This window comes from Polaromonas aquatica (genome assembly GCF_050626995.1).
Taxonomy (GTDB): Bacteria; Pseudomonadota; Gammaproteobacteria; order Burkholderiales; family Burkholderiaceae_C; genus Polaromonas; species Polaromonas aquatica_A.
Window position 1 is genome coordinate 1,945,333 of record NZ_CP192467.1, and the last position, 23,438, is coordinate 1,968,770.

22 protein-coding genes are annotated in these 23,438 nt (G+C 57.5%); 14 read left to right on the forward strand and 8 right to left on the reverse strand.

The window, feature by feature from the left end; translation table 11 throughout:
* Positions 1-22 precede the first annotated feature (22 nt).
* The 3 genes from ACQ4MS_RS09310 to ACQ4MS_RS09320 are packed head-to-tail and all read left to right on the forward strand — an operon-like array spanning position 23 to position 3,544.
* Positions 23-454, forward strand: a complete 432-nt coding sequence (locus tag ACQ4MS_RS09310; protein WP_431099172.1) for a very short patch repair endonuclease — start codon at positions 23-25, stop codon at positions 452-454.
* Between the two features lie 8 nt (positions 455-462).
* A complete protein-coding gene (locus ACQ4MS_RS09315) occupies positions 463-1,650 on the forward strand; it encodes a type II restriction endonuclease (protein ID WP_431099174.1) in 1,188 nt (395 codons plus the stop codon).
* A 16-nt stretch (positions 1,651-1,666) separates the two neighbouring features.
* Positions 1,667-3,544 carry an ATP-binding protein gene (locus ACQ4MS_RS09320; protein ID WP_431099175.1) on the forward strand — a complete coding sequence of 626 codons (1,878 nt, stop codon included), beginning with the start codon at positions 1,667-1,669 and terminating at the stop codon, positions 3,542-3,544.
* 21 nt (positions 3,545-3,565) lie between these two features.
* Here the strand turns inward: ACQ4MS_RS09320 and ACQ4MS_RS09325 are convergent, their stop codons facing one another.
* The 5 genes from ACQ4MS_RS09325 to dnaA all read right to left on the reverse strand — a co-directional run bounded on the left by ACQ4MS_RS09325 (position 3,566) and on the right by dnaA (position 10,202).
* Complete coding sequence (locus ACQ4MS_RS09325; RefSeq protein WP_431099176.1) at positions 3,566-4,177, reverse strand: 3'-5' exonuclease; 612 nt, start codon at positions 4,175-4,177, stop codon at positions 3,566-3,568.
* A 154-nt stretch (positions 4,178-4,331) separates the two neighbouring features.
* Positions 4,332-4,604: a DUF3297 family protein gene (locus tag ACQ4MS_RS09330; RefSeq protein ID WP_431099177.1), complete on the reverse strand. Its 273-nt coding sequence runs from the start codon at positions 4,602-4,604 to the stop codon at positions 4,332-4,334.
* Between the two features lie 27 nt (positions 4,605-4,631).
* Entirely contained in the window at positions 4,632-7,256 is a 2,625-nt protein-coding gene (gene gyrB / locus ACQ4MS_RS09335) for a DNA topoisomerase (ATP-hydrolyzing) subunit B (protein WP_431099178.1), read from the reverse strand.
* 126 nt (positions 7,257-7,382) lie between these two features.
* Complete coding sequence (gene dnaN / locus ACQ4MS_RS09340; protein WP_431099179.1) at positions 7,383-8,489, reverse strand: DNA polymerase III subunit beta; 1,107 nt, start codon at positions 8,487-8,489, stop codon at positions 7,383-7,385.
* A 318-nt stretch (positions 8,490-8,807) separates the two neighbouring features.
* Positions 8,808-10,202, reverse strand: coding sequence for a chromosomal replication initiator protein DnaA (gene dnaA, locus ACQ4MS_RS09345; protein ID WP_431099180.1), 1,395 nt, complete (start codon positions 10,200-10,202; stop codon positions 8,808-8,810).
* Between the two features lie 422 nt (positions 10,203-10,624).
* Between dnaA and rpmH the strand changes: the two genes are divergently transcribed.
* The 7 genes from rpmH to ACQ4MS_RS09380 all read left to right on the forward strand — a co-directional run bounded on the left by rpmH (position 10,625) and on the right by ACQ4MS_RS09380 (position 16,559).
* Complete coding sequence (gene rpmH, locus ACQ4MS_RS09350) at positions 10,625-10,759, forward strand: 50S ribosomal protein L34 (RefSeq protein WP_007862708.1); 135 nt, start codon at positions 10,625-10,627, stop codon at positions 10,757-10,759.
* Positions 10,760-10,811: 52 nt separating this feature from the next.
* The gene (locus ACQ4MS_RS09355) at positions 10,812-11,231 is read left to right on the forward strand and encodes a ribonuclease P protein component (protein WP_431099181.1); all 420 of its coding nucleotides are present in this window, start codon (positions 10,812-10,814) and stop codon (positions 11,229-11,231) included.
* Positions 11,228-11,551: a membrane protein insertion efficiency factor YidD gene (yidD, locus tag ACQ4MS_RS09360; protein WP_431099182.1), complete on the forward strand. Its 324-nt coding sequence runs from the start codon at positions 11,228-11,230 to the stop codon at positions 11,549-11,551. Before ACQ4MS_RS09355 ends, yidD begins: the two co-directional genes overlap by 4 nt.
* A complete protein-coding gene (gene yidC, locus ACQ4MS_RS09365) occupies positions 11,548-13,287 on the forward strand; it encodes a membrane protein insertase YidC (RefSeq protein WP_431099183.1) in 1,740 nt (579 codons plus the stop codon). The genes yidD and yidC overlap by 4 nt, the downstream gene beginning before the upstream one ends.
* A 136-nt stretch (positions 13,288-13,423) precedes the next feature.
* Positions 13,424-14,860, forward strand: coding sequence for a tRNA uridine-5-carboxymethylaminomethyl(34) synthesis GTPase MnmE (gene mnmE / locus ACQ4MS_RS09370; protein WP_431099184.1), 1,437 nt, complete (start codon positions 13,424-13,426; stop codon positions 14,858-14,860).
* Between the two features lie 186 nt (positions 14,861-15,046).
* Positions 15,047-15,538: a Crp/Fnr family transcriptional regulator gene (locus ACQ4MS_RS09375; RefSeq protein WP_122954706.1), complete on the forward strand. Its 492-nt coding sequence runs from the start codon at positions 15,047-15,049 to the stop codon at positions 15,536-15,538.
* Between the two features lie 271 nt (positions 15,539-15,809).
* Positions 15,810-16,559, forward strand: a complete 750-nt coding sequence (locus ACQ4MS_RS09380; RefSeq protein WP_431099185.1) for a hypothetical protein — start codon at positions 15,810-15,812, stop codon at positions 16,557-16,559.
* Between the two features lie 126 nt (positions 16,560-16,685).
* Here the strand turns inward: ACQ4MS_RS09380 and ACQ4MS_RS09385 are convergent, their stop codons facing one another.
* Together ACQ4MS_RS09385 and ACQ4MS_RS09390 are read right to left on the reverse strand one after the other, a co-directional pair.
* Positions 16,686-17,258 carry an adenine phosphoribosyltransferase gene (locus tag ACQ4MS_RS09385; protein ID WP_431099186.1) on the reverse strand — a complete coding sequence of 191 codons (573 nt, stop codon included), beginning with the start codon at positions 17,256-17,258 and terminating at the stop codon, positions 16,686-16,688.
* A gap of 117 nt (positions 17,259-17,375) precedes the next feature.
* On the reverse strand, positions 17,376-19,370 hold the full coding sequence (locus tag ACQ4MS_RS09390) for a cation:proton antiporter (RefSeq protein WP_431099187.1): 1,995 nt from the start codon (positions 19,368-19,370) through the stop codon (positions 17,376-17,378).
* Between the two features lie 114 nt (positions 19,371-19,484).
* Here ACQ4MS_RS09390 and ACQ4MS_RS09395 point away from each other — a divergent pair, with 114 nt between their 5' ends.
* From ACQ4MS_RS09395 to ACQ4MS_RS09410, 4 genes are all read left to right on the forward strand, one after another.
* Positions 19,485-20,477 (forward strand): KpsF/GutQ family sugar-phosphate isomerase, encoded by a 993-nt coding sequence (locus ACQ4MS_RS09395; RefSeq protein ID WP_431099189.1) that lies wholly within the window; start codon positions 19,485-19,487, stop codon positions 20,475-20,477.
* 154 nt (positions 20,478-20,631) lie between these two features.
* The gene (locus ACQ4MS_RS09400; RefSeq protein ID WP_431099191.1) at positions 20,632-21,234 is read left to right on the forward strand and encodes a KdsC family phosphatase; all 603 of its coding nucleotides are present in this window, start codon (positions 20,632-20,634) and stop codon (positions 21,232-21,234) included.
* 92 nt (positions 21,235-21,326) lie between these two features.
* A complete protein-coding gene (lptC, locus tag ACQ4MS_RS09405) occupies positions 21,327-21,995 on the forward strand; it encodes an LPS export ABC transporter periplasmic protein LptC (protein WP_431099563.1) in 669 nt (222 codons plus the stop codon).
* A 25-nt stretch (positions 21,996-22,020) separates the two neighbouring features.
* Entirely contained in the window at positions 22,021-22,797 is a 777-nt protein-coding gene (locus ACQ4MS_RS09410) for an SDR family oxidoreductase (protein ID WP_431099192.1), read from the forward strand.
* Positions 22,798-22,942: 145 nt separating this feature from the next.
* Here the strand turns inward: ACQ4MS_RS09410 and ACQ4MS_RS09415 are convergent, their stop codons facing one another.
* Complete coding sequence (locus tag ACQ4MS_RS09415; RefSeq protein ID WP_431099194.1) at positions 22,943-23,434, reverse strand: RNA recognition motif domain-containing protein; 492 nt, start codon at positions 23,432-23,434, stop codon at positions 22,943-22,945.
* Between the last annotated feature and the right edge of the window lie 4 nt (positions 23,435-23,438).

Here is a 23,438-nt window from a genome sequence, read left to right on the forward strand (position 1 = left end):
TATCAATCGAAAGCGATCATCCTTGGCTGATGTTGTAGATACTGCAACCCGTAGCCGGATGATGTCTGGCATAAAAGGCAAGGACACCAAGCCCGAGGTCTTTCTGCGCAAGGAGCTGCATGCCCGAGGCTTTCGCTATCGACTTGGTGGCTGTGGGCTGCCAGGCAAACCGGACCTCACTTTCCCCGCTCGTCGCATCGTGATTTTTGTTCATGGATGCTTTTGGCATTGTCACGATTGCAAGTACTTCAAATGGCCGGGCAGCAACCAAGAGTTCTGGCAACAGAAACTGCAAGGAAACAGCGCCCGAGACAAACGAGTTAAGCAACTACTTCAAAAGTTAGGTTGGCGCGTACTGACTGTCTGGGAGTGTGAGTTAAGAAAAACGGGCTACATGCTGCCAAATGCTGCAGTAGACCGAGTTTCGCGCATACTTGCCGACGTATCAAAATAAAGGCACACATGACGTCACTGAGCGACTACTTCAAAGGAACCGCAAGCAAATACCTCAGTGCCGTCGATGCAATGCCAACGTCCAATCAACATGAGATTGGATCTAACAAATTCACGGCGATTCTCGGCGACCCAAGCACCCAGAAGCTTCGCTTCAATACCACCTTCTTATTCTTCAATCCCGATGTTGACGAGCCGGAGTCCTGCACGGATACCGTGACTTACTACGATACGCGCCTCAATCAACCAAACCGAAGACCCGAGTACCGCCTCTACTACAGAGATAACGCGGTTACTGAACAGCTCAAAAAGGGCGATTTTTGCTTGATTGCTGTTCAAAACAATGGCGATCTACTGATCGCAGTAGCTAGACCAGATTCAGATCACGAGCGTCGACTCAGATACCTATTTGATGTTGAAAACGCTCAAGCGCAGTGGGTCGTTGAAAAGGAGATCGACACTCAAAAGTTGGATTTCGCTTCTCAAACTATTCTTGAGGCCCTAGGCGTTGAAATTAAAGATTCCGCTGATGAGATGTTGGATAGGATTGTTGCTAAATTTGGGCTGAGATTTCCGCCGACCAAGGAGTTTTCAGAATTTGCACGACACTCCCTCGGTTCCGATCTCTCCGCTAAGGATGACCCAGACCGCGCGATCGAAGAATGGATGAGACAAGAAGAGCGGCTCTTTAGATCCCTCGAACGAGCCATTGTTGAGGTTCGCCTGGAACAGGGTTTTGAGGCTGTTGATCCCTTCATTGCGTTCTCTCTTTCCGTCCAAAATCGCCGAAAGTCACGGGTTGGTCATGCTTTCGAAAACCACCTAGAGGCAGTTTTAAAAGCGAATGACATTAGGTACCAGCGAGGAGGGAGAACGGAAGGAAATTCAAAACCAGACTTCCTCTTCCCCAGCGAGACGGCATATCACGACCCCAACGTGTCTTCGCCACCACTAAGAATGCTTGCCGCTAAATCAACTTGCAAAGATCGCTGGAGACAAGTTCTAGCAGAGGCCGCTCGAATTCCAATAAAGCACCTAGTCACCCTAGAGACGGCAATTTCTCAAAGCCAGACACAAGAAATGCAAGCTAATCACGTTCAACTCGTGACGCCAAAATCCGTAAAGAGCACCTATACGAATGCCCAACAAGTGTGGATTCTCTCGCTAGAGCAATTCGTGACCTTGATAAAAGTTTAAAAATGGAGGAGAAAAAATGACTGCCGAAGTTAAATGGGAAATGCGTTTCGACCTAAATACTATTGAACATTTAGGCGTCAAGTTGTACACGCAATATCCACCCATGATTGCAGAACTGCTATCAAACTCATGGGATGCAGATGCCAACGACGTGCACATCTATCTATATGACCGCGGAGAAAAAAGAATTGTCGTAACAGACAACGGGACTAGCATGGACGCGGACGAGATCAACGCTTGTTTTCTCACCGTAGGGCGAAATCGTCGCATCGCAAATAGCACCGGTGATAGCGCCAAGAAAAGCAGAGCAGTCCTCGGAAAAAAAGGAATTGGAAAACTGTCAATGTTTGGCATTGCAGAAACCATCATCGTCACAACGGTCAAAAACTCTCTGAAGAACTCTTTTTCAATGACCTACTCTACGATGAAGAAGAGCGGCGGTAGTTATAGCCCGACGGCTCTAGTGAAACAACAGCACACCAAAGAACCTGATGGCACAAAAATAGAGCTTATCGATATAAAACGCAAATCCAGCTTTGAACCTCTTGCGCTCGCACAAAGCTTAGCAAAGCGGTTTTCCATTTTCGATGAGCTCAACGTCTATGTAATCCACAATGATGGTTCACCAATTCAAGTAGAAAACAAAACGCTCTTTGACGGAACCTCAAAACAATTTGAGTGGGAATTTCCAAACGATTTTGAAGCACTTCTACCGGATCTTGATTACTACAAAAGCAAGGGTATCTTTGGTGTTCTTTGCACTTCAAATACGCCCCTTAAAAAAATGCAGCAAGGTGTCACTCTTTTAGCTCGCAAGAAACTAGTACAAGAGAATGCCTTCTTTGATGATCGCTCTAACGATTACTTTCACTCGTACCTATATGGAGTTCTAAATGTCGACTTTATCGATCAAGACAACGACGTCGATAACGTATCGACCGACAGAAAATCTTTGGTGTGGGAAGGCGAAGAACTGGAAGAGCTTCGCGAAAAGTTAAATGACATCCTGAAAGTGATCGCAAACGACTGGAGAAAAAAAAGATCGCTCGCAAAAAAGGAGAAATTCAAGGCCGCTCATAACATTGACGTTGACACATGGATTTCAGAGCTAAGTGCAGCTGAACGACCACTAGCTAGAAATATTTCAGATTCAATAATCAATAGCACAGAGCTTGAGGAGGACAAATCTGCATCTCTACTCCTCCATATTCAAGATGCTTTTTCCCTGCAAGGCTTTCAGGACTTTGCCGAAACCCTCAGAACTCTCGGCGTTCTAGATGAGGGTAAGGCTATCAAACTACTCGAGGATTGGCAGTTTATTGAGGCAAAGGAAATGGCCAAACTCTCCGACGGTCGAGTGAGCACCATAGATCAATTCGGAAAGTACATAACTGCGAATGTCTCCGAGACAAAAATAATGCAGAAGTTTCTGGAGAAATTTCCTTGGATCCTAGATCCTCGAATGACAACATTCGAGCGCGAGGTTACCTTCAGTGGCTGGCTTAAAGAACATTTCAAAGAAGAGAAACTTGAAGAAAGCAACAAGCGAATCGATTTTCTATGCACCAATAACAATGGAACTGTGCACATCATCGAACTAAAACGTCCACAGATCAAGATCGGTCTCGAAGAGATAAATCAAAGCACCCAATACATCGAATTTATAAGAAAACGTTTGCCAGATGGCGTTAAAAAAGTAAAAGTCATCTTAATTTCTGAAAATCACAGCTACGGTCCAGGTGTCCAGACGATGGTGGATTCTCTTCGCAATAGTCAAGATTTTGAAATCAAGTCCTATAGCGATCTCTTGGCACAAGCTCGGCAATATCACAAAGACTTTATTGACAGATATCAGGAAATACTTACCCTGAAACGAAGGCGTATTACGCACTAAGCTGGTTGCTACAGCGATCCCTTAGACATCTACATACCTCGACATCAACGCCGACACAGCAGGCTTCGCACAGCGCTGCAGCGCAAGCAACAAGGTGTGATCCGGCTGGGTAACACGATGACGGCTGCGCAGGTCGTCCTGAATCTGACCCAATAACGACGCAGCCATCTCCGCATCAGCCATCGCTCTGTGAGCCCGGCCGACTTTCGGCAGACGGTGGTAGTCGATCAGCACGCCTAGCTTGTGGCTGGGTGCCTGGGGGTACAGCCTTCTGGCGACGAGCATAGTACAGGCGAAGGGTTGGGTAGCCTTTTCTCCTGCGCGGGCGAGTTCGGCTTCCCAGAACCTGCGGTCAAACGAAGCGTTGTGCGCCACCATGGGTGCGTTGCCGACAAAGCGATTGGCTTCGACCATGACCTTCTCAGCCGCTGGTGCGACAGCGATCATGGCGTTGCTGATGCCAGTCAGGCTTTCGATGAAGGACGGGATATAGCGGCCTGCGTTCATGAGGCTCTGGAATCTGTCGACGACCTGGCCGTGTTCAACCATGACGATCGCGACTTCGGTGGCGCGGTCACCCATGGCGGGTGAGAGGCCTGTGGTTTCGAAGTCGATGACGGCGATGCGGGTCATGGGTGGTTGAAATTTGCGGACGCTGAAAATACCAAGTTCAAATAAGGGCCCAATGAAAAACACCATGAAGTTCACCTGCGGGAGGTTGAAGCTTCATGGTGTTGATCAATACCAGGTTAATGAATGACTGGCCCGGCTGCGTCTACTTGTTCACTTATTTATAAAACGACTCAACCCGCCCTTTGAGTTTGATCATCAGCGGGTTGCCTTTGCGGTCTACCTTGTTGCCGACGGGTACTTTGATCCAGCCTTCGCTGATGCAGTACTCAGCGACGTCGTTGCGCTCTTTGTCGTTAAAGCGGATGCCCACCTCATGTTCAAAAATGGCTTTGACGAAGTGCGGGCTGCGCTCGTCGGTGGAGAGGTGGTCGGGCAGCGGCGGGCGCTCGGTGGCAGTTGCTGCTGTAGTTGTGGTTTCTTCGGTCATGGTGTCAGGCAAGAACTGGATGGTCGCTTAAACGTCGATGTTGGCGGCGCGCAGGGCGTTCTGTTCAATGAACTCGCGGCGTGGCTCGACCTCGTCGCCCATCAGCATGGTGAAGACGTGGTCGGCTTCGATGGCGTCGTCGATCTGTACCTTCAACAAGCGGCGCACTTGCGGGTCCATGGTGGTTTCCCACAGCTGGGCGGGGTTCATCTCGCCCAGGCCTTTGTAGCGCTGGCGTGCGGTGGCGTTTTCAGCCTGGCCGATGAGCCATGCCATGGCCTGACGGAAGTCGCTGACTTTTTCTTCCTTCTGGCGCTCGCCTTCACCGCGCATAACCTTGGCGCCTTCGCTGATGAGGCCCTTGAAGGTGGCGGCGGCTTCGGCCAGGGTGGCGTAGTCGGCGCCGTGCACAAAGTCCTGGGTCAACACGCTGCTCTTCACGTTGCCGTGGTGGCGGCGGCTGATGCGCAAGATGGGTTTGTCGGTGCGGGTGTCAAACTCGCCGGCCACTTCGGCGGGGGCGCCGGTGGTGTTGAGTTCGCGCAGCTTGGCTTGCAGCGTCACGGCTGACACTTCAGCGTCGGCCACGGTATCCAGGTTCAGGCTTACGCCGTCGGCAATGGCGCGCAGGGCTTCCGCGTCCATAAAGCCGCGCAGGCGGGCAATAACGGACTCAGCCAGCTGGTGCTTGCGGGCCAGCTCGGCCAGCGTTTCGCCGGTCAGCACGGTCTTGTCGTCGGCGCCGGGCTGCACGGACGCATCCTTCAGCGCAATACGCAGCAGGAAGCCGTCAAGTGCGGCGGTGTCCTTGAGGTACTGCTCCTCCTTGCCGGCCTTGACCTTGTACAGCGGTGGCTGCGCAATGTAGATGTGGCCGCGCTCAACGAGCTCAGGCATCTGGCGGTAGAAGAAGGTCAGCAGCAGCGTACGGATGTGCGCACCGTCAACGTCAGCGTCGGTCATGATGATGATGCGGTGGTAGCGCAGCTTGGCGACGTTGAAGTCATCCGTGCCTGGCGTGCCGCCAATGCCGCCGGCCTTGCCGATGCCGGTGCCGAGTGCGGTGATCAGCGTCAAGATTTCGTTGCTGGTCAGCAGCTTTTCATAGCGGGCTTTTTCAACGTTCAGAATCTTGCCGCGCAGGGGCAAGATGGCCTGGAACTTACGGTCGCGGCCTTGTTTGGCAGAGCCTCCGGCGGAGTCACCCTCGACCAGATAGATCTCACACATGGCGGGGTCTTTTTCCTGGCAGTCGGCCAGTTTGCCGGGCAGTCCCATGCCGTCGAGCACACCTTTGCGGCGCGTCATGTCACGGGCCTTGCGGGCAGCTTCACGGGCGCGGGCGGCTTCAATGATCTTGCCGACGATGATCTTGGCATCGTTGGGGCGCTCTTGCAGGTAGTCGTGCAGCAGGCGGCTCACGATGTCTTCCACCGGGCCGCGCACTTCGCTGGAAACCAGCTTGTCTTTGGTCTGGCTGGAGAACTTGGGCTCAGGCACCTTCACGCTCAGCACACAGCACAGGCCTTCGCGCATGTCGTCGCCGGTGACTTCAACCTTGGCTTTTTTCGCCAGCTCGCTGTCGTCGATGTATTTGTTGATGACGCGGGTCATGGCGGCGCGCAGGCCCGTCAGGTGGGTGCCGCCGTCGCGCTGGGGAATGTTGTTGGTGAAGCACAGCACTTGTTCGCTGTAGCCGCTGTTCCATTGCATGGCGACTTCCACACCGATGTTGGTGCCCTGGTCGCTGGCGCGGTCGCCCATGGCGGCAAACACATTGGGGTGCAGTACGGTCTTGCCTTTGTTGATGAACTCAACAAAACCCTTCACACCGCCAGCGCCGGCAAAGTCGTCTTCCTTGCCGCTGCGCTCGTCCTTGAGGCGAATGCGCACCCCGTTGTTCAGGAAGCTCAGCTCGCGCAGGCGCTTGCTCAGGATTTCGTAGTGGAAATCGTTGTTCTCTTTGAAGATGTCAGTGTCGGGCAGGAAGTGGACTTCCGTGCCGCGCTTGTCGGTGTCGTCCATGACTTTCATGGGTGACACATCCACGCCGTTGACTTGTTCGATGATGCGGTTTTGCACAAAGCCGCGTGAGAACTCCATCACGTGCACTTTGCCGTCACGGCGAATCGTCAGGCGCAGCATTTTGCTGAGTGCGTTGACGCAGCTCACGCCCACGCCGTGCAGACCGCCTGAAACCTTGTAGCTGTTCTGGTTGAACTTGCCGCCGGCGTGAAGCTCGGTCAGGGCGATTTCAGCGGCCGAGCGTTTGGGCTCGTGCTTGTCGTCCATCTTGATACCAGTCGGGATGCCGCGGCCGTTGTCTGTCACGCTGACAGAGTTGTCAGTGTGGATGGTGACGACGATGTCGTCGCAATGGCCGGCCAATGCTTCATCGATGGAGTTGTCGACGACCTCAAACACCAGGTGGTGCAGGCCGGTGCCGTCGGACGTGTCGCCGATGTACATGCCGGGGCGCTTGCGCACGGCCTCCAGGCCTTCGAGGATCTGGATGGAGCCTTCACCATAGGCTTCGGATGCGCCGGCCTGGTTGGTGTCGATCTTGGGCTGGAAATTGGAGCTTCCTTCGCCTGCAGCGCCGTCGTTGACGTTTACCTGATCGACTTCGTTCGGTGTGTTTTCTTCAGTCATAGCCAGCTTTATTTCCGATCTTTTTCCAGATGATTTCTCGAATTGCTTCGATTTCTTCAATCTCTTGAATGACCAAACCCGCGGAGAGTCGCGGGTCGGGTTGTTGTTTAGCGTGTGGCCAGCGCGTTAAATGCGCATCGGCATCACCACGTATTTGAAGGCTGCGTCGTCCGGGATGGTGAGCAGCGCGGAGCTGTTGGAGTCAGCCAGCTCGATCTTCACCATGTCCTGGTCCATGTTGGCCAGCGCATCGATCAGGTAGGTGACGTTGAAACCGATTTCGATGGCGTCACCGCTGTAGTCGATGTCGAGCTCGTCGACGGCTTCTTCCTGCTCGGCGTTGTTGGACGCCACACGCAGGGTGCCTGGCTCGATGTTCAGGCGCACGCCCTTGAACTTCTCGCTGGTCAGGATGGCGGTGCGCTGCAGGCTGGCCAGCAGGGGCACGCGGCCCAGGGTGATGATGTTTTTGTGGTTCTTGGGGATCACGCGGTTGTAGTCGGGGAACTTGCCCTCAACCAGCTTGGTGACGAATTCCATGCCTTCAAAGCTGAACTTGGCCTGGTTGCCGGCGAACTGCATTTCGATGGCGCCTTCTTTGTCGCTGAGCAGGCGCTGCATTTCCAGAACCGTCTTGCGCGGCAGGATGACTTCCTGCTTGGGCACTTCGACGTCGAGCATGGCCGAGGAGAAGGCCAGGCGGTGGCCGTCGGTGGCGACCAGGCTCAGCTGCTTGCCTTCGGCCACAAACAGGATGCCGTTGAGGTAGTAGCGGATGTCATGCACCGCCATGGCGAAGGAGACCTGGTTGAGGAGCTCTTTCAAAACCTTTTGCGGTACCGAGAAGCTGGGGCCGAAATTGGCGGCTTCCTGCACTAGGGGAAAGTCTTCGGCCGGCAGGGTCTGCAGCGTGAAGCGGCTCTTGCCGCCCTTGAGGATCAGCTTGTTCTGCGACGACTCGAGCGACACGGTCTGGTCGCTGGGCATGGAACGCAGGATGTCGATGAGTTTGCGGGCACCCACGGTGGTGGTGAAGTTGCCGGCGTCGCCGTCGAGTTCAGCCGTGGTGCGGATCTGGATTTCAAGATCGCTGGTGGTGAGCTGTACCTGCGCACCCGTTTTGCGGATCAGCACGTTGGCAAGGATGGGCAAGGTGTGCCTGCGCTCCACAATGCCGGCCACCGACTGCAGTACCGACAAAACTTTATCCTGGGTTGCTTTCAGAACGATCATGACTTCCTCTGTATTTATCTTTAATTCTTTAATTCAAATTAGTAGTAGTAGATAAGGGCGGCACCAATCTGTGGACAGTGCCATTTTCCCCTTTTTGATCAACCACTTGGCGTTTGTTTAACCTTGTGTTCAGACGCCCCTGAACTGCACTGCCGAATATGAACAACTTTCGATTGTCATCTGCTTCTGTGGATAAGCCATGGGTTGTTCAAAAGTTGTCCCCAAACTTATTGAGGCGCTGGTTTGGCCCTGCATATCACCCCAAAAACCGGGTGAACCGAGCGCTGAAGGATGTGTTTGACGCATGGGTGCCGCTCTTCAGCCTTTCAGGGTTTGTTCCAGCACGTGCAGCTGCTGGTTGAGTTCTGTCATCTGCTGGCGTTCGGCAGACATCTTGCGGACGGCATGCAGCACTGTGGTGTGGTCGCGCCCGCCAAAGAGCTCACCGATCTCGGGAAGGCTCTTCTGGGTGAGTTCTTTGGCCAAGTACATGGCAATCTGCCGCGGCCGTGCAATGCTGGCGGGCCGCTTCTTGGAATACATGTCGGCGACCTTGATCTTGTAATAGTCGGCGACGGTCTTCTGGATGTTCTCGACGGAAATCTGCCGGTTCTGGATGGAAAGCAGGTCCCGCAGGGCCTCTCGGGCCAGCTGGATGGAGATTTCCTTGAGATTGAAGCGCGAATACGCCAGGATCTTGCGCAAGGCGCCTTCGAGCTCACGCACGTTGGAGCGCACGTTCTTGGCGACAAAGAAGGCGACCTCTTCGGGCATGGAGGCGCCTTCGGCCTCGGCCTTGCGGATCAGGATGGCGACGCGCATTTCGAGCTCGGGCGGCTCGATGGCGACCGTAAGGCCTGAATCAAAGCGCGACACCAGGCGTTCGTGGATATCCGTCAAACCCTTTGGATAAGTGTCGCTAGTCATCACAATGTGCGACTTTTTGGTCAGCAAGGCCTCGAAAGCGTTAAAAAACTCTTCCTGGGTACGGTCCTTGTTGGCGAAGAACTGGACGTCGTCAATCAGCAGCAAATCCAGGGAGTGGTAACGCTCCTTGAATTCATCAAAAGTCTTGCGTTGGTAAGCTTTAACCACATCTGAAACAAATTGTTCAGCATGGATGTAGAGAACTTTGGCGGCGGGGTTGTCTGACAGCAATTTATTGCCGATGGCGTGCATCAAATGAGTCTTGCCCAAACCGACACCGCCGTAGATAAATAGCGGGTTGTAAAGCTGCCCCAGGCTGCTGGAAACATGTAACGCCGCCGCCCGGCCCATGCGGTTGGCGGTGCCTTCGATCAGGGTGTCGAAAGTCAGCGCGCTGTTGAGCCGATTCTTGAAGGGGGCGCCGGCGGCTTCTTCGGGAAGGCCCAGACCGACGGGCTCAGGAACACTGGAACCTTCAAAGCTGCGAACCAAAGAAGCAGATTTGGCGGGCGCTTCGCGCGGAGCAAGTGCTAACTCAAGAGGGATACTTTGACCGGAAATCTTCTCGAGCAAGGCTGAAATACGGCCGGCATATTGGGCGCGGACCCAGTCGAGTTTGAACCGGTTACCCACCAGAACGGTGACTTTGGTGAGGTCGGGAGCGATCTCCACAAGCAGGGGGCGGATCCAGGTATTGAACTGTTGTTCGGGTAATTCCTGCGCCAGGTGGTCGACGCAGCTTTGCCACAAGTCCTGGCTCAGGTTTTGGACGGATGCCTCACTCATGGCTGTTTTGGCTGGGTTGCTGGCCTGGCAAGAGGCGCCCGGCAGCGTGTGGCTGCTTGTGGATATTGTTAATTTTAAGCACCGGCAATTCTAGTCTGGATGAGGAGTTATCCACAAAATAATTGCTTCGGGTTTCAACCTATTTCGGACCTTGATTTGTGGTAGCCAGAGGCCAGGCCAGGCGCATCTCAGCCTTTACCCCAAATGGGCGGGCTAACTTGTTGCCAGTGTTGGGAAATCTGCGATAATCATGGGTTTCCCTGATTCGCGGCGGGCTTGCCTGCCTTGAAGACTTGCAGAGATGGTTGTGTTGTACGGCCACCAAGATCATTCGAATCGCCAATAACAGTGTCTTTATCTAGATAAGGCAGCTCGGAGGCAAAAGGGGAAGCTTTGTAGCTGACCGGCTAGTAGGACTCATCATGAAACGCACATACCAACCATCCAAAGTCAAACGCGCCCGTACGCACGGTTTCCTGACGCGCATGAAAACGCGTGGCGGCCGCGCAGTGATCGCTGCACGTCGCGCCAAAGGCCGCAAACGCCTGGCTGTCTAAGCCTTTCGTTTTTGCTGGCCATCCGCAGTTTTTGAACTGACGCCTGGCGCTCGTGCAGCGGCTTCAAACCCGACCCCAGTTCCAGGCAGTTCTTGCCGGCGCCATTGTTGCAAAAACAACGCACTTCGCATTGCATCGCAATGCGCTCGATGCCAGGCCTGTGCAAGCCGAGTCCGGCAGCCCTGTTGATTCTCCTGCCGCAAGGTCGCTGTTCCCCGTCCAGGACGTCTGGCTTGGGGCAATGGTTCCCAAACGCTGGGCCAAACGGGCTGTCACGCGCAACGCCATCAAACGCCAGATTTACACCGTGAGCGCTGATTTTTCGCATCAGTATCCCAAGGCCGCTTTTGTGGTCCGCTTGCGGCGTGATTTTTCCCGCAAAGAATTCATCAGCGCGACTTCCGACCAGCTCAAGCTGGCCGTGCGTAACGAAGTGCTGGCATTGATGCAGGCGGGAGCCAAGGCGCCATGAATCCGGCTTTCGTCATGCTGGCTTCCCTCACCCGTTTACCGCAAACCCTGCTGATCGGCCTGGTCAAAGGCTATCGGCTGTTGCTCAGCCCCTGGCTGGGTTCGGCCTGCCGTTTTGAGCCCACCTGTTCCGCGTATTCATTGCAGGCCCTGCAGCAGCACGGAGCGGCCGTAGGCAGCTACCTCACATTGCACAGGCTGGCCCGCTGCCACCCCTGGTGCGAAGGCGGGCACGATCCTGTGCCGCCTGCCCCGATTTCACTTTTCTCCCGCCTGGTCACTCCCGTGGCCTCCACCCCTTCTAAAAAGACGCCGTCATGAACGACATCCGCCGCACCATCCTGTGGGTGATTTTTGGTTTTTCCATGGTCCTTCTGTGGGACCAGTGGCAGGTTTATAACGGCCACAAGGCGACCTTCTTCCCGTCCGCCACGCAGACCGCAAAGGCACCGGCAGCCGGCTCCGCCGCCTCAGCGCCTGTTGGAGGCACTGCCGCTTCTTCGGTGCCGGCGCCGCAGGCCGTCAATGCATCACCCGCGACGCCTGGTGCTGTGCCCACGGGTGCCCCGTCTGCCCCGTCTGCTGCGCCAGTGACCACGCGCGAGCGCGTGGTGGTGAGCACCGACGTGCTCACACTGACCTTCGACAGTGAAGGCGGCACGCTGGTGCATTCGACTTTCAGCAAATACAAAGCGGAAGGCAAAAAAGACGAAGGTTTTGTGCTGCTGGATGAAAGCGCGAACCGCGTCTATGTGGCCCAGACGGGCCTGGTGACGGCGCCCGGCACCACGGGTAGTTTTCCTACCCACAAGACACCGATGAAAGTTCTCCCTGGCGAACGTTCGCTGAAGGAAGGCCTGAACGAGCTCGAAGTCAAGTTCGAGTCCGCGGACGTCGGCGGCGTCAAGCTGGTCAAGACTTACACGATCAAACGCGGTGCTTATGACATTGCCGTGCGCCACGATGTCGTCAACACTGGAACCGCAGCCGTATCGCCGCAGCTTTACCTGCAGCTGGTGCGCGACGGCAACCCGCCACCCGGCGAGTCTTCTTTCTACTCCACCTTCACTGGCCCAGCCATTTATACCGAGGCCAAGAAATACCAGAAGGTCGAGTTCAAGGAAATTGAAAAAGGCACTGTAGATGTCGAAAAACAGGCGACCAACGGTTTTGTGGCCATGGTGCAGCATTACTTTGCAACCGCCTGGATTCTTCCGGACGGCATGAAGCGTGACCTGTTGTTCCAGAAGGTTGCCAACAACCTGTATTCCGTTGTCATGATCACGCCACTGGACACCATTGCTCCCGGTGCGACCAAGACCATTGATTCGAAGTTCTTTGTCGGCCCCCAGGAAGAAAAAATGCTGGAAGCCATTGCTCCCGGCCTGGAACTGGTCAAGGACTATGGCTGGCTCACCATCCTGGCCAAGCCGCTGTACTGGCTGCTCGACAAGCTGCACGGCTTCCTGCACAACTGGGGCTGGGCCATCGTGGCGCTGGTGCTGCTGCTGAAGATCGCGTTCTATTGGCTCAACGCCAAGGCGTACTCCAGCATGGCCAAGATGAAGGCGATCAATCCCAAGATCATGGAAATGCGTGATCGCCTGAAGGACAAGCCGCAGGAAATGCAGCAGGCGATGATGAAAATCTACCGCGAGGAAAAGGTCAACCCCATGGGCGGCTGCTTCCCCATCATGATCCAGATTCCGGTGTTCATCGCTTTGTACTGGGTGCTGTTGTCCAGCGTCGAAATGCGCAATGCGCCCTGGGTTTTGTGGATTCATGATCTTTCGGCGCCAGATCCCTACTTCATCCTGCCTATCGTGATGACGCTCACGACCATGCTGCAAACGGCGCTGAACCCTGCGCCGCCGGATCCGATGCAGGCCAAGCTGATGTGGTTCATGCCGCTGATTTTCAGTGTGATGTTCTTCTTCTTCCCTGCCGGCCTGGTGCTGTACTGGATCACCAACAACATCTTGTCCATCGCCCAGCAGTGGGTGATCAACACGCGCATGGGCGTGCCGCCCCAGTTCAACCTGCCCAAATTCAAATAAGGCAGTGACGGAATAAAAAATTGGGCCGCTTCGCGGCCCTTTTTCATGGGAAAGCGGCCCGGCAGCCTTGCGTCGCGGGCGCTGGCTGCCGTTAACCCACCAACCTGTTGTTGTTTGCCCCTTAACATCTACTCCCATGCTCGCCCGACACCACGACCCCATCGTTGCCATCGCCACCGCGCCGGGGCGCGGAGCGGTCGGCATTGTGCGCGTGTCCGGCAAAAACATCGCACCTGTCATTCAAGCCGTATGCGGCAGGCAATTACAGCCGCGCCTGGCAAGCTACCTGCCGTTTCAAGACGCTAAAGGCGGGGTTATCGACCAGGGATTGGCGCTGCATTTTCCTGCGCCGAATTCCTACACGGGAGAAGAGGTGTTGGAGCTGCAGGCCCATGGCGGCCCCGTCGTCTTGCAACTGCTGTTGGCGCGTTGCCTGGAGGCGGGTGCGGCACCTGATCCTGACACAGGCAAGACCGCTGTGCCGGGGCTTCGGGTGGCGCAACCCGGCGAGTTCACTGAACGCGCCTTCTTGAACGACAAGATCGACCTGGCGCAGGCCGAAGCGATTGCCGACCTGATCGACGCCAGCACCGAAACCGCAGCCCGTTCGGCCGCCCGCTCCATGTCGGGAGAGTTCTCGCTGGCAATCAACACGCTGCTCGAGCAGTTGATCCATCTGCGCATGCTGGTTGAGGCCACACTCGACTTCCCCGAAGAGGATATTGATTTTCTGCAAAAAGCCGATGCGCTGGGCCAGCTGGAGCGGCTGCAGGCAACGCTTGCCGATGTGATGCGGCGTGCCACACAAGGCGCAATCCTGCGTGAAGGTATCAAAGTTGTTATTGCCGGCCAACCCAATGCGGGCAAGAGCTCACTGCTCAACGCGCTGGCCGGCGCTGAACTGGCCATCGTCACACCCATCGCCGGCACCACGCGCGACAAAGTCTCGCAGCTGATCCAGATCGAAGGTGTACCTCTTCACGTCGTGGACACCGCCGGGCTGCGGGAGGCGCTGGATGAGGTGGAGAAAATCGGCGTTGAACGCGCATGGGCCGAAATCGAGAGCGCCGATGCCGTGCTGTTTCTCCACGATCTGACCCGCCATGCGGCTGCGGGCGACACACAGGACGCTATGAATTACATAGCTGCTGACGCCCGAATAGCAAGGGCATTAAGCCAAAAACTCCCTCAAGGCACGGTTGTTATCGATGTCTGGAACAAATCAGATCTGGCGCATGATGCGCAACTGAAAAACACGCCGGGCGGCGGGTTCATCTCCGCCAAGACCGGCTCCGGTTTACAGGAACTGCGCCAGCAGCTGCTCCGGCTTGTGGGTTGGCAAGCCGCGCCTGAAGGCGTGTTCATGGCCCGCGAGCGCCATGTGCGCGCCCTGCAGCAAGTCGCGGAGCAGCTCGCAAAGGCGCATCTGCAAATTTGTGCAAAGCACCCTGCCCTCGACCTGCTGGCTGAAGACCTGCGCCAGGCACAGAATCACCTCAGCGAAATCACTGGTGCGTTCACGCCGGACGATTTGTTGGGCGAAATTTTTTCCAGATTCTGTATTGGAAAGTAGTAGACCGGCGACAGGCGGGAGCCGACTGGAGACAAGCGGTAGCCCGTTGCGGGAAATGCTCAAAAAACAGTCAAAAGTGGCGTGCTGTCGAGGAGAAATTACAAGTCCGGATTTCCTGTATCAGGTGTAAGTGGGCGTTAAAGTCACTTGTCGGCCCTGTAGTGCGAAGGTATCTTCCGTTGCACTATGAACGCTCCATTACCCGCCGCCATCCGTTTTGACATCCAGGGCCTGGCTCAAGCCATATTGCATTGCCATGCCAGTGATGCATTGCGCTGCCAATTCAACCAGCCGCACTGGGACATCCTGGCCAGCTATATGCAGCCTTTTGCATTAAACAGCGGACAGGTACTGATGGAACAGGGAGCGCTGGATCGCACGCTGTACTTCGTGGAAAGCGGCACGCTCAGTGTTCATTACGAAGACGAAAAAGCCCGCGTGCGTATGGCGCTGGTGGGTGCCGGCACGGTGTTGGGTGAAGGCGCTTTTTTCTCGCACATGCCGCGCAGCGCCACAGTGCATGCGTCGACACCCTGCAAACTCTGGTGCCTCACGCCGATGCGGTTCCTGGAACTGGCCAACCGCCACAGCCCGATTGCCCTGGAGCTGACCATGGCGATGGGCTCCGTGATGGCCAAACGCCTCTACAACCGCCCCAAACGCGTAGCGGTAACCTGAGGCTCGCACTGAACCCCGGATTACCTGCCAGGAAGACCTGGCGTCATGGGGGCAATAGGCCTCCGGCGTGTTCCCGCCAAAGCGCAAACAACAGGCGCCAAAGTAATGGCGGGCGTGATTTTTTACCGGGCATTTGCTGGAATGATTCGATAAAGTCTTTAGGACAACTGAATTCGCGGCCAAACAACATCGCGACAGTTTGAGCTATTGCTTACAGATTTCATTTCCCGCATTAACGGAAAATGCATATTCATCACGAGAAACGTTGCCCATGTCCTTTTTAAACTGGTTTTCCGCCAAGCCGCAGCAAGCTGCTCCGGCTGCAAATGACGAACACAAACGTGCGGGCACCGCGCGCGAGAAAATCGCAGCGCCCGTACCCCAGCGACCTTCCGCCGAAAACCCGACTCCCGCCGAAGTCGGCAAACTCAAGCGCCACGCCCGCCGCGAGCAGCTGTACACCGCGATCCGCGAGGCCATGACCCGCTCAGGCGTGCTCTCGGCCAGCTACAAGTTCAAGGTGCTTTCACTCGACCAGAGCGGCAATGAATTCCTCGTCATGATGGACCTGGCGAAAGCTTTTGGCGGGCCGCCCGAGCAACTGGGTGAAATCGAGGCATTGATCACACAACATGCCAAGGCACGTTTTGAAATCACGGTCCCTGCCGTGTACTGGCGCATGGATGAAATGGCGGTCGTGGTCAAACCAAGCCCGAGCGCACCGAGCCCGCAGGCTGCGCAGGCACCTGTTGTACGCGCTGAAGCCAATGTCGAAACACGCGCTGCCGTCAAGCCTGCCGCCCCGCGCTATGAGCCCATCCAGGCCGATGAGGTAGCAGCCTTCAAGCAGGCCTTGCTTGCTGCGTCCGCCCAAGGCCCCGCAGCCACGCCGGAAAAGGGTGTCAAGGTCCACAGCGGCCCGCGCTCCTACACGCTGCTGACGGGTTTTGAAGACACCGAGATGCCGCCAGAGACCACTTCACCGGCACTGAGCAGCACGCAGTACGGGGATCTGCACTAGGCCGGCGTGGCCCCTCAATCAAGGTAAATTGACCCCACGCCCAATAATAATGGGTCCAATCAGCTATCTTTTTGATAGCTAGTGAGTCTTCATCAAGGTGACTTCCAGGTCACTATGTTGAATGGCTCAATGCCCCGCGAAATTAACAAGCGTGAACAGCGGCAGCCCCGCAGCCTGCAGTTTTTCTGACCCGCCGAGTTCGGGCAAATCAACAATTGCAGCCCCTTCGGTGACGGTTGCGCCCAGTTTTTCCAGCAGCTTTTTGCCCGCCATCATGGTTCCGCCTGTGGCGATCAGGTCATCGATCAGCAATACCCGGTCACCGGGCTTGACCGCATCCGTATGCAGCTCCACAGTAGCGCTGCCATATTCCAGTTCATAAGTCTCCTGCACCGTCGAGAACGGCAATTTGCCCTTCTTGCGTATCGGCACAAAACCGACATTGAGTTCATAGGCCACCACGGCGCCCAGGATGAACCCGCGCGCATCCAGCCCGGCCACCACGTCGGGCCTGAGGTCGGGGTCCATGTAGCGGTGCACAAAGGCGTCGATCAGCACTCGAAATACCTTGGGGTTTTGCAGCAGCGGCGTGATGTCGCGAAACTGCACGCCAGGGGCCGGCCAGTCCGGCACCGTGCGGATGTGGTTTCTGAGGTACTGGCTGACGGTCTGGTGGTTGAGGTTGTACAGGTCTGGCATGGCTCTATCCGTAGTGGATCGCGACCGTATTGTGCCGTCAGCGCGTAAAGGTAAAGCCTCGCGCATGATGGTTTCCATCGTTGAGCGCCGCGATGCTGACTTGGTACATGGTTGAATTCAACCGGGGCGACCGCGCAGCAGCTTTTCTTCTGCCATAGCCAACGCTTCGGGCTTGCCCGACAACACCAGCGTGTCACCGCCTTCCAGCAATGTTTCTTCGTGCGCAGCGACGGCTTTGCCGTTGCTGCGGCGCAGGCTCACCACGCGCACGCCGCCTGCTTCCAGCGCCATGGCACCCAGGGGCTTGCCCAGGGATTTAATGCCCAGCGGAAGCGTGACATTGGAAAGGCGCTCCTGCTCAAGCTCGTTGACTGTATCGTCATCGGCGCCGCGGAAGTAGCCGCGCAACAGGTTGTAGCGCGCATCGCGCTGGTCCTGAACCACGCGGATCACCCGGCGCATGGGCACACCCACCAGCGCTAGCGCATGGCTGGCCAGCATCAGGCTGCCTTCAATGGCCTCGGGCACAACTTCGGTCGCGCCGGCTGCCTGCAGCTTTTCAAGGTCATGGTCATCCACTGTGCGTACGATCACCGGCACTGTGGGCGCATGGGCGCGCGTATTGGCCAGCACCTTCAGGGCGCTGGCTGTGTCCAGGTAGGTGATGACCACTGCGCTGGCGCGTGCCAGGCCCGCCGCCATCAGGGCCTGTAGCCGCACAGCATCGCCGAACACCACGGAGTCGCCCGCGGCGGCGGCCTGCCTCACCCGGTCGGGGTCCAGGTCCAGCGCCATGTACTGGATGCCTTCGCGTTCCAGCATGTGGCCCAGGTTCTGGCCGCATCGGCCGTAACCGCAAATGATCACGTGCTTGTTGGCGTTGATGGACTTGCGGGCGATGGTGGTCATCTGCAGCGACTGCTGCAGCCATTCGCTGGAGACCAGCCTCATCACGATGCGGTTGCTGTACATGATGATGAAGGGCGTGGCCAGCATCGACAGCACCATGCTGGCCAGGATGGGATTCAGCAGGGCCGGCGGGACCAGGTTGTTCTGCTGGGCCAGTGTGAGCAGCACAAAACCGAACTCGCCGGCCTGTGCGAGATAGAGACCCGTGCGCAGTGAGACACCGGCCGTTGCGCCCAGCGCGCGGGCCAATGCCGTGACCAGAACCAGCTTGAACAGCACGGGCAGCGTCATCAGCAGCAACACCAGGGGCCAGCGCTCCAGCACCAGCCGCCAGTCCAGCAGCATGCCGATACTGATGAAAAACAGGCCCAGCAACACATCATGGAACGGGCGTATGTCGGTTTCGACCTGGTGCTTGTATTCCGTTTCCGAGATCAGCATGCCGGCAATAAATGCGCCCAGGGCCAGGCTAAGCCCTGCCCGCTCGGTGAGCCAGGCAAGCGCCAGTGTGACCAGCAGCAGGTTGAGCACAAAGAGTTCTTCGCTTTTGCGCCGCGCGACGAGGGTCAGCCACCAGCGCATGATGCGCTGGCCGCCGGTCAGCAACAGTCCCACCAGCACGGCCGCCTTGAGTCCCGCAATCGCGAGCGCCATGAGCAGCGTGTCTGCGGGTGCGCTCAGTGCGGGAATCAGCACAAGAAGTGGCACCACGGCCAGATCCTGGAACAGCAGCACGCCCATGACGCGTTTGCCGTGCTCGGATTCGAGCTCCAGCCGCTCCGACAGCAGTTTGACCACGATGGCCGTGCTGCTCATTGCAATTGCCCCGGACAGCGCCAACGAAGTTTGCCACCCCATCTTCCAGAGAGTTGGCGCCATGCTCGCCAGGAACAGCGAACCGGCCGTGGCCAGGAGGATGGTAAGAGCCACCTGCAGCAGCCCCAGGCCGAATACGTGGCGCCGCATGGAGCGCAGCTTGGGCAGGTTGAATTCGAGCCCGATCACGAACATCAGGAATACCACCCCGAACTCACCCAAATGGCGGATGCCATCGGAGTTCTCTGCCAGCGCAAGGGCGTTGGGCCCTATTGCTACCCCTACGGCCAGGTAGCCCAGCATGGGTGGCAGCTTCAATGAACGACATGCCACCACACCCAGCACAGCGGCCAGCAGGTACAGCAAAGTCAATTCAAGCGCGCTCATCCTTTGATGGTAGCCGAGGATATTGCGCGCCCAGGGCGATTTGACGGCTTGACTGCCCCTGCGATGAAGGGCTGTTGGTAATACGGGGCATGGAGGCCTCTATAGAATGCAGCCATGAGTCTTGACGCCGTGAATTTTGATGCCCAACAGGTGCTGAGCCTTGCCAGGAAAACCTTCGAGATAGAAGCTGCGGCCGTGTTAGGCCTGGCCGGGCGGCTTGGCAGCGAGTTTGCTGAGGCAGTGGAACTGATTTTGGGATGCCGGGGCCGTGTGGTCGTCATGGGCATGGGCAAAAGTGGCCACATAGGCCGCAAGATCGCCGCCACGCTCGCATCCACCGGGACACCGGCCATGTTTGTCCATCCGGCCGAAGCCAGTCATGGCGACCTCGGCATGATCAAAGCCATCGATGTGGTGCTTGCCATCTCCAACAGTGGTGAGAGCGCGGAGCTGACGGTGATCCTTCCGGTACTGAGCCGCCAGGGTGTGCCGATGGTGGCCATCACGGGGGGCGCACAGTCCACGTTGGCCCGACATGCACGTGTAACGCTTGACAGCAGCGTGGCCCAGGAGGCCTGCCCGCTCAACCTGGCGCCTACCGCCAGCACCACCGCGCAGCTTGCTCTGGGTGATGCATTGGCGGTCGCCTTGCTGGACGCACGCGGATTCAAGGAAGAGGATTTTGCCCGCTCGCACCCGGGCGGCGCGCTCGGCCGGAAATTGCTGACCCATGTCAGTGACGTGATGCGCAGCGGCGATGCGGTGCCGCAGGTTCAGCCGGATACCAGCTTTACCGATCTCATGCGCGAGATGAGCGCCAAAGGGCTTGGCGCATCGGCCGTGGTGGATGGCAGCCAGCGCGTGCTGGGCATATTCACCGATGGTGATTTACGCAGGCTGATCGAAAAGGGTGTGGACCTGCGCAGCAGCAAGGCCGGGGAAGTGATGCATGCCAATCCTCGCACGGTGCAGCCGGATGCGCTGGCTGTTGAAGCCGTCGCGTTGATGGAGCAATATCGAATCACCAGCGTGCTGGTTGTGGATGGGGCGGGTGTCCTGTGTGGGGCGCTCAACACCAACGACCTGATGCGCGCCAAAGTCATCTGATGGATATGGCCCCCATGCTTTTCGCTTCGCGTAATGCGCTGCCCGCCGAGGGGGCCGCTGCGCCTGCGGCCTGGCGAAGCCAGTTCCACGGCCCCGGCTTGAATGGGCCGGTCCTAGTCCCCGGCGCTTTGATGCGGTTTTCGAGTGGTCACGCATGATGGTTGTGACGCCTGCCCTGAATTTCTCGCCGGAGTTGTTGCTGCGTGCCCAAGGGGTCAAGGTGGCATTTTTTGACATAGATGGCGTGCTGACGGATGGGGGCTTGTATTTTTCCGAATATCCGGAGGGTCATGAGCTGGCGCTGGCCAATGATGGGTACCGCGCTGCGGGCGAGATCATCAAGCGCTTCAACACCCTGGATGGCCATGGCCTGAAGCTGTTGCAGCGGGCCGGCATTACCCCGGTGGTCATCACGGGGCGGGACAGCCATGTGCTGCGAGCGCGCCTGAATGCGCTGGGAATCACGCACGCGCATTTTGGTACTGAAGACAAGCGCCCCGCAGCGGAACTCACCTTGCAGGCCCTGGGCCTGGACTGGTCTGTCGCTGCGGCGATGGGCGACGATTGGCCCGATTTGCCCGTGATGGCTCGCGCGGCAGTGAGCTGCGCGCCGGCGAATGCGCATCTGGAAGTCCGGGCGCGTGCCCACCACGTCACGCAGGCGGCGGGCGGTCACGGCGCTGGGCGCGAATTTTGTGACCTGTTGCTGGTTGCCAGTGGGCGCTACGCCGGTCTGCTTCAGGAATACAACCAGTGAGCGCCACTTTGCAGAATGGTGCTTCAGGCACCTCGGGTGCCACACGCCAGCTGAAAAACGCCTGGCGGCGTTTTCTGCGCGTATGGGACAGCATGGCTATCTATATGCCCCTGCTGATGATGGGCGCGCTTGCCCTGGGCACCTATTGGCTGGTACGCAATACCCCCATCTTCGGCGCGCCCGAGGTGGCCAAAGAGGCGAGCCATGAAGTCGACTACTTCATGCGCAAGTTCACTGTGAAAACATTTGACGAAGGCGGGCAGCTCAAGAGCGAGATCTATGGCATTGAGGCCAGGCATTTCCCCGACACTGATGTTCTGGAAATTGACCAGGCGCGTATCCGCAGCATCAGCGTTGAAGGTCGAGTCACCAACGCCACGGCCAATCGTGCCTACAGCAATGGCGACGGCTCGGAAGTGCAGTTGGTAGGCAATGCGGTGGTGATTCGGGAAGCAAGCAAAGATGCCGACGGGAAGGAAACACCGCGCATGGAGTTTCGCGGCGAGTTCCTGCACGCATTCCTGAATGAGGACCGTGTCAGGTCGCACAAGCCTGTGCTGCTCATCCGCGGCACGGACCAGTTCGTCGGCGACACCTTCGGCTATGACAACCTGGACCGGGTAGCCGACTTGAAGGGCCGTGTCCGCGGCATTCTGGTTCCGCGGTCGGCTGCCAGCGCGGCCGGTCTTCCAACGCTGACGGTGCCGGCGGATCCGAACCCTGCCGCCAAACCGGCGGGCGGCGATCCAGCCGTGCGCTAGTCCCGATTCTTCAACCTATCCCACCATGTCCAGACTCGTATTCATCACCGGCGCGTCCAGCGGCATTGGCCAGGCGCTGGCCATGCGGTTTTATTCGGCAGGCTACCGGCTGGCGCTGGCTGCCCGCCGCACGGCGGAAGTCCAGACTTGGGCCGAGGCAAATGCTGTCAGTGCAGGCCGTTTTCAGGTCTATAGCGCTGACGTCTCTGACATCGACAGCATCGTGGCGGCAGGCCAGGCCTGTGTTGCGGCGCAGGGCGTTCCCGATGTCGTGATCGCCAACGCGGGCATCAGCATCGGCATGGACACTACAGTGCGGGCAGACCTGGATGTCATGGCACAGACTTTCGCCACCAACAACATTGGGGTGGCAGCCACCTTCCATCCATTTATGGCTGGCATGGTGGCGCGCGGTTCCGGCACTTTCGTGGGCATAGGCAGTGTGGCGGGCATACGCGGCCTTCCGGGCCATGGCGCTTATTGCGCCAGCAAGGCCGCCGTCATTGCCTACTGCGAAAGCCTGCGCGGCGAGCTGCGCCCCAGCGGCGTGAAAGTGGTGACGATTTGCCCTGGCTATATTGATACGCCGTTAACCCGCGAAAACCGTTACGCCATGCCGTTTTTGATGAAGGCTGAGCTGTTTGCCGAAAAAGCGTTTGCCACCATCCAGGCGGGCGACAGTTATCGCGTGATTCCCTGGCAAATGGGCGTGGTCGCCAGTTTGCTGCGCCTGCTGCCCAATGCTGTGTTTGACAAAGCCCTGTCCGGCCGCGCGCGCAAGCACCGCCAGGGTGAGCGCTGACGCCCTAAAGCTCGGGCGATGCTATCAAAAAAGGAACCGTTTGCGCCCGTGTTTGTTGGGCTGCAAAGCAAAAAGGCTTCAAAACCGAAGTCTTGAAGCCTTTTTAGCGCACTTCAGCCGGGGCTGAAGAGAGGGTTCGCAGGGCTTAGTAGCCGCCGCGTCCACCACCGCCGCCGCCACCGGAACGGCCACCGCCGCTACCGCCACCACCGTATGGGCTGCGGAAACCACCGTCGCTGCCGCCGCCGGAACGACCGCCGCCGCCGCCATAGCCGCCACCGCCGGAACGATCGCCGCCGCCGCCATAGCCGCCACCGCCGGAACGATCGCCGCCGCCACCGTAGCCGCCACCACCACCGCCGAAGCCGCCGCTACGTGGAGGGCGTGCTTCCATGGGACGTGCTTCGTTCACGACAACGCTACGGCCACCCAGAGGCTGACCGTTCATGCCATTGATAGCTGCCTGGGCTTCTGCATCGCTGCCCATTTCGACAAAGCCAAAGCCTTTGGAGCGACCGGTGTCGCGTTCCATCATGACTTTAGCGCTGGTCACAGAGCCGAATTGGCCAAAAGATTGTTGCAGGTCTTCGTCGCGGACCGAGTACGGCAGATTGCCGACGTAAAGTTTGTTGCCCATGAAG